Raw genomic sequence first — 6,345 nt, 5'->3', positions numbered from 1 at the left:
GGTCGCTCTCCGGGTTCCTGTACCCGTCGGCGACCACCAACACCGGGACGATCGTCTCCGGCCTGCAACAGTTCGGCGGGGTGGACGCCTACGGGCTGTGGGGGGCGCCGCAGCTGGGCCGGTGGAAGTGGCACGACCCGTACGTGCACGCGGCGCTGTTGGTCCAGAACAACACCCGGTTGTGGGTCTTCGCCCCGATCGGCGGCGCCAGCGACCCGGCCGCGATGATCGGCTTCCCGGCCGAGGCGACCGGGACCGGCCGGGTCTTCTACGGCCAGTACAAAGACCTGCACGGCCACAACGGGCACTTCGAGTTCCCCGAGGGCGACAACGGCTGGCCCACCTGGGGCCCGCAGCTGAGCTTGATGGCCGGCGAGATGGTCGCCGCCATCGGCTAGTGCTGATCTCGCCGGCCGGCCGCAGGATGGCCGGGCGGTGGTAGGCCCGGTTGACCGGGTTGTGGTCGACGTGATCGGTGCAGTGACGCCCATCGGCCCATGTCCTGCGCCTGTCCGGGCCCGGTGGACGGTGCCCCGGTACCGTGAAGGGCGCGCCGCGGGCGGGACGCGCCCCACCCACGACCGGTCGCCGCGGACCGGAGAACCAGGAGAACCAGGAGAACATGCCGAAAAGCTCCCGCAGCTCGCGGCGTCGTCGGCACCGGATTCTGGCCTGGACCGCGGCCGGGGCGGCGGCGCTGGTGGTGGCGCTGGTCCTGGTGGTGATCGTGGTCGTGGTCCGCCGGCCCGCATCGCCGTCCCGGCCCCCGGCGGCGATCACCCCGCCGACCAGCTCGGTGGCCGGCAAGAAGCCGCGGCCGGAAGCCCAGGACGCCGGCTGCCCCGATGTGCTGCTGGTCTCGGTGCCGGGCACCTGGGAGTCGTCGCTGACCGACGACGCGCTCAACCCGACCGAGTTCCCGCGGGCGCTGCTGCTGACCGTCACCCGGCCGATCGCCGAGCAGTTCGAGCCGGACCGGGTGCAGACCTACACCGTGCCGTACACCGCGCAGTTCCACAATCCGGTCAGCAACGACAACCAGATGACCTACAACGACAGCCGGGCCGAGGGCACCGCGGCGACGGTCAAGGCGATCCGGGACATGAACGAGAAGTGCCCATTGACCGGCTACGTGATGATCGGGTTCTCCCAGGGTGCGGTGATCGGCGGGGATGTCGCCGGCGACATCGGCAACGGCCGCGGGCCGGTCGACGAGGATCTGGTGCTGGGCGTGACGTTGATCGCCGACGGCCGGCGGTCCGAGGGCAGCGGCGTCGACGTGCCGCCCACACCGCCCGGCCAGGGGGCCGAGGTCACCCTGCACGAGGTGCCGATGCTCTCCGGGCTGGGTCTGACCATGACCGGCGCCCGCGACGGCGGCTTCGGCGCGCTGAATCGGCGCACCAACGAGATCTGCGCGCCCGGTGACCTGATCTGCGCAGCGCCCCGGGAGGCGTTCAGCGTGGCCCGGCTACCCGAGACCCTGGACGCGCTGGCCGGCGGCGCCGGCCAGCCGGTGCACGCGATGTACGCCACCACCGAATTCTGGGCGCACGACGGCGAGTCGGCGACGCAGTGGACGCTGGACTGGGCGCACAACCTCATCGAGAACGCGCCGCGACCAAACCACAGCTGACCACGATGACGCAGATCACAAGGTCGTACCAGCCGCGCGGTTCGATTTGGCGTGATGCCGCGCCGCCCCTTAACATTAAGAACAATTTAAGAGCAAAGCGCCCCGACCGGCGCAGTCGACGGCACCTCGGCGGTCGTCGCTACTATCTGTCCGGTCCGGGGTCGGCGACCAAGCAGATGGCCCCGGCGCAGCGCACGCACCCGAGCTGTCTGTGACAGGAGATTTGGCATGGCCCTGAAGTCCGCGGCGGATTACCACAACCCGTTCGTCAAGGACGGGAAGGTGCGGCTCCCGGAGACCGGCAGCCTGGTCAAGACCGTCGAGCGGTGGGCGAAGCTGCGCGGCGAGAGGCTGGCGTACACGTTCCTGGACTACTCGACCGAGCGGGACGGCGTCGAGCGCAGCATCTCCTGGGCCGACTTCGGCGCCCGCAACCGGGCCGTCGGCGCCCGACTGCAGCAGGTCACCAAGCCCGGCGACCGGGTCGCCATCCTGTGCGGGCAGAACCTGGACTACCTGGTCTCGTTCTTCGCCGTCCTGTACTCCGGCCGGATCGCGGTGCCGCTCTTCGACCCGGGCGAACCGGGCCACGTCGGCCGGCTGCACGCGGTGCTCGACGACTGCACCCCGTCGGCGGTGCTGACCACCAGCGCGGCTGCCGAGGGAGTGAACAAGTTCTTCCGCGGCCGGCCGGCCAAGGACCGGCCGCGGGTGATCGCCGTCGACGCGGTGCCGGTCGAGGTCGCCGCCACCTGGGAGTTGGTCCCGACCGAGCAGGACACGGTCGCCTATCTGCAGTACACGTCCGGGTCCACCCGCACCCCGACCGGGGTGCGGATCACCCACCTGAACCTGCCCACCAACATCGTCCAGGTGGTACACGCGATGCGCGGCGAGGAAGCCGACCGCGGGGTCAGCTGGCTGCCGTTCTTCCACGACATGGGCCTGGTCACCATCCTGTTGTCGCCGCTGGTCGGCCAGCACTTCACCTTCATGACCCCGGCGGCGTTCGTGCGCCGGCCGCACCGCTGGATCCGGGCGATGGCCCGCCGCCCGGACGACACCGGCTTCAGCTACTCGGTGGCGCCGAACTTCGCCTTCGAGCACGCCGCGCTGCGCGGCCTGCCCAAGGACGGCGACCCGCCGCTGGACCTGTCCAACGTGATGGCGATCGTGAACGGCAGCGAGCCGGTCTCGCCGGCGTCGCTGCGCAAGTTCAACGAGGCGTTCGCCCCGTACGGGCTGCGGCCGGAGGCGATCAAGCCGTCCTACGGGCTGGCCGAGGCGACGCTCTTCGTCTCCACCACCCCGGTGGACGAGGGCCCGGTCTCCATCACCGTGGACCGGGACGCGCTGAACAACGAGCTGCGGTTCGTCGAGGTCGCGCCGGACTCCCCGCACGCGGTCACCCAGGTGGCCTCCGGCAAGGTCGGCGTCGACGAGTGGGTGGCGATCGTCGACCCGGTGACCGGCGCCGAGCTGCCCGACGGACGGATCGGCGAGATCTGGCTGCACGGCAAGAACATGGGCGCCGGCTACTGGAACCGCCCGGAGGAGACCGTCGAGACCTTCCAGAACCTGCTGACGTCCCGGACCAGGCCGTCCCGCGCCGAGGGCGTGCCCGAGGACGGGCACTGGGTGCGCACCGGCGACTACGGCGCCTTCTACGGCGACGGTGACCTGTACATCACCGGCCGGATCAAGGACCTGGTGATCGTCGACGGTCGCAACCACTACCCGCAGGACCTGGAGTACTCCGCCGAGCAGGCCAGCAAGGCGCTGCGCTCCGGGTACGTCGCGGCGTTCTCGGTGCCGGCCAACCAGCTGCCCAAGGAGGTCTTCGACAACCCGCACGCGGGCTTGAAGTACGACCCGGACGACAGCTCCGAACAACTGGTGGTCGTCGCCGAGCGGGCGGTCGGCGCGCACAAGCTGGATCAGCAGCCGATCGCCGACGACGTGCGGGCGGCGATCGCGGTGCGGCACGGGGTGACCATGCGCGACCTGCTGCTGGTGGCGGCCGGGACGGTGCCGCGCACCTCCAGCGGGAAGATCGGCCGACGCGCCTGCCGCACCGCCTACCTGGACGGCAGCCTGCACAGCGGTGGCGCCTCCCCGAACAGCTTCCCGGACCGCAACGATTGAGACCCCCGGCGCCGACGATGCAGAGCATAGCGATGCTGAGCAGGCGGCGAATGACCCTCGGCAAGGAGTGACGCGCCGTGACTGACGTACAACCGGAGCCGGCAACCGCTGTGGGTGGCGACGACGACGCCCCGCGGCTCGGGGCGACCCGGGCCGATCTGAGCGTCGCCGACATGCGGGCCTGGCTGCGCAGCTGGGTGGCCACCGCAACCGGCCAGGCGGCCGACTCGATCAACGAGACCGTCCCGATGGTGGAGCTGGGCCTGTCGTCGCGGGACGCGGTGGCGATGGCCTCCGACATCGAGGACCTCACCGGCGTCACCCTCTCGGCGACCGTCGCCTTCCGGCACCCCACCATCGAGGCGCTGGCCACGGTGATCGTCGAGGGCGAGCCGGTGCTGGACGACACCGCCGACGACCAGGACTGGTCGCGCGAGCGCGCCGACATCGCCGACATCGCGGTGGTTGGGCTGGCCACCCGCTTCCCTGGCGAGATGAACACCCCGGACGACACCTGGGCGAAGCTGCTGGCCGGCTTCGACGCGATCACCGACCTGCCGGAGGGCCGGTGGACGGAGTTCCTGTGCGAGCCGCGGATCGCCGAGCGGGTGGCCAAGGCCCGCACCCGGGGCGGCTATCTGAGCGACATCAAGGGCTTCGACGCGGAGTTCTTCGCGCTGTCGAAGATGGAGGCCGACAACATCGACCCGCAGCAGCGGATGGCCCTGGAGCTGACCTGGGAGGCGCTGGAACACGCCCGCATCCCGGCATCCAGCCTGCGCGGTGCATCGGTCGGGGTGTTCGTCGGCGCCACCAACAACGACTACTCCTACCTGTCGTTGGCCGACCCGAGCGTCACCCACCCGTACGCGATCACCGGCAACTCCAGCTCGATCATCGCCAATCGGGTGAGCTACTTCTACGACTTCCACGGCCCGTCGGTGACGATGGACACCGCCTGCTCGTCGGCGCTGGTCGCCGCCCACGAAGGGGTGCAGGCGCTGCGCGCCGGCGAGTGCGACACCGCCGTGGTCGGCGGGGTGAACGCGCTGATCACCCCGCTGGTGACGGTCGGCTTCGACGAGGTCGGCGGGGTGCTGGCCGCCGACGGGCGGATCAAGTCGTTCTCGGCCGACGCCGACGGCTACTCGCGCGCCGAGGGCGGCGGCATGCTGGTGCTCAAGCGGGTCGACGACGCCCGCCGGGACGGCGACCAGATCCTGGCGGTGATCGTCGGGTCCGCGATCAACCACGACGGCCGCTCCAACGGGCTGCTGGCGCCGAACTCCGACGCGCAGGCCGCGGTGCTGCGCAAGGCGTACAAGGACGCCGGTATCGACCCGCGGACCGTCGACTACGTCGAGGCGCACGGCACCGGCACTATCCTGGGCGACCCGATCGAGGCCGAGGCGCTGGGCCGGGTGGTCGGCAGGGGCCGGGCGGCGGAGAAGCCGGCGTTGCTGGGTGCGGTGAAATCCAATGTCGGACACCTGGAGTCGGCGGCCGGCGCGGCCAGCCTGGCGAAGATGGTGCTGGCGTTGGCCCACGACAAGATCCCGCCGTCGATCAACTACGCCGGTCCGAACCCCTACATCGACTTCGAGGCTGAGCATCTGCGGGTCGCCGACACCGCCACCGACTGGCCGCGCTACAGCGGGTACGCGATCACCGGGGTCTCCGGCTTCGGGTTCGGCGGCGCCAACGCGCACCTGGTGCTGCGCGAGGTGCTGCCGCACGACGTGCTGGACAAGGCGCCCGCCGAAGACGCCGAAGAGCCGGACGTCGTTGCCGAAGAGCCGGTCGCGGAGATCGAGCACCAGGCGCCGCGCTTCGACGAATACGGCGAGTTCATCCACCCCGAAGGTGGCGCCGACGAGGCGGAGTACGAACTGCCCGGCCTCACCGACGCGGCGCTGCGACTCAAGCAGGCCGCGCTGGCCGGCGCTGAAACCGACGGGGCGGCGGATCCTCTCGTCCCGCTCGCCGTCTCCGGCTTCCTCACCTCGCGCAAGAAGGCCACCGCCGCCGAGCTGGCCGACTGGATCGACAGCGAGGCGGGCCGGGCGTCGTCGCTGGAGTCGATCGGCCGGGCGCTCTCCCGGCGCAACCACGGCCGGTCCCGGGCGATGGTGCTGGCCCGCGACCACGACGAGGCGATCGCCGGCCTGCGTGCGGTCGCCGAGGGCAAGCAGAAGCCGAACGTCTTCTCCGCCGACGGCCCGGTGACCAACGGGCCGGTCTGGGTGCTGGCCGGCTTCGGCGCCCAGCACCGCAAGATGGGCAAGGACCTCTACCTGCGCGACCCGGTCTTCGCCGAGTGGATCGAGAAGATCGACGGGCTGATCCAGGACGAGCGCGGCGTCTCGATCCTGGAGCTGATCCTCGACGACTCGATCGACTACACCGAGCAGACCGTCGAATTCCCGATCGAGTCGGTGCAGCTGGTGATCTTCGCGATCCAGATCGCGCTCGGCGAGCTGCTGCGCGCACACGGCGCGAAGCCGGCCGCGATGATCGGCCAGTCGCTCGGCGAGCCGGGGGCGGCCTACTTCGCCGGCGGGCTG

At 71.0% G+C, this 6,345-nt stretch carries 4 protein-coding genes; all 4 read left to right on the top strand.

Annotated elements, in window-relative coordinates:
• Positions 1-398 (top strand): alpha/beta hydrolase-fold protein (locus AC2VNT_RS16205; protein ID WP_486947825.1); only part of this gene is annotated, 398 nt, incomplete at its 5' end.
• Between the two features lie 224 nt (positions 399-622).
• The gene (gene culp6 / locus AC2VNT_RS16200; protein ID WP_486947824.1) at positions 623-1,636 is read left to right on the top strand and encodes a carboxylesterase Culp6; all 1,014 of its coding nucleotides are present in this window, start codon (positions 623-625) and stop codon (positions 1,634-1,636) included.
• A gap of 228 nt (positions 1,637-1,864) precedes the next feature.
• A complete protein-coding gene (gene fadD32, locus AC2VNT_RS16195; protein ID WP_486947823.1) occupies positions 1,865-3,781 on the top strand; it encodes a long-chain-fatty-acid--AMP ligase FadD32 in 1,917 nt (638 codons plus the stop codon).
• Between the two features lie 173 nt (positions 3,782-3,954).
• Positions 3,955-6,345, top strand: a 2,391-nt coding sequence (locus AC2VNT_RS16190) for a beta-ketoacyl synthase N-terminal-like domain-containing protein (protein WP_486947826.1), incomplete at its 3' end; no start/stop codon positions are given.

The organism is Mycobacterium sp. TH-M15, from assembly GCF_057473705.1.
This window is presented reverse-complemented; position numbering and strand designations above follow the sequence as displayed.

Excerpts from the sequence above, each read along its gene's own strand:
- fadD32 (WP_486947823.1), top strand. The coding sequence starts at position 1,865 with ATGGCCCTGAAGTCCGCGGCGGATTACCACAACCCGTTCGTCAAGGAC.
- culp6 (WP_486947824.1), top strand. The coding sequence starts at position 623 with ATGCCGAAAAGCTCCCGCAGCTCGCGGCGTCGTCGGCACCGGATTCTG.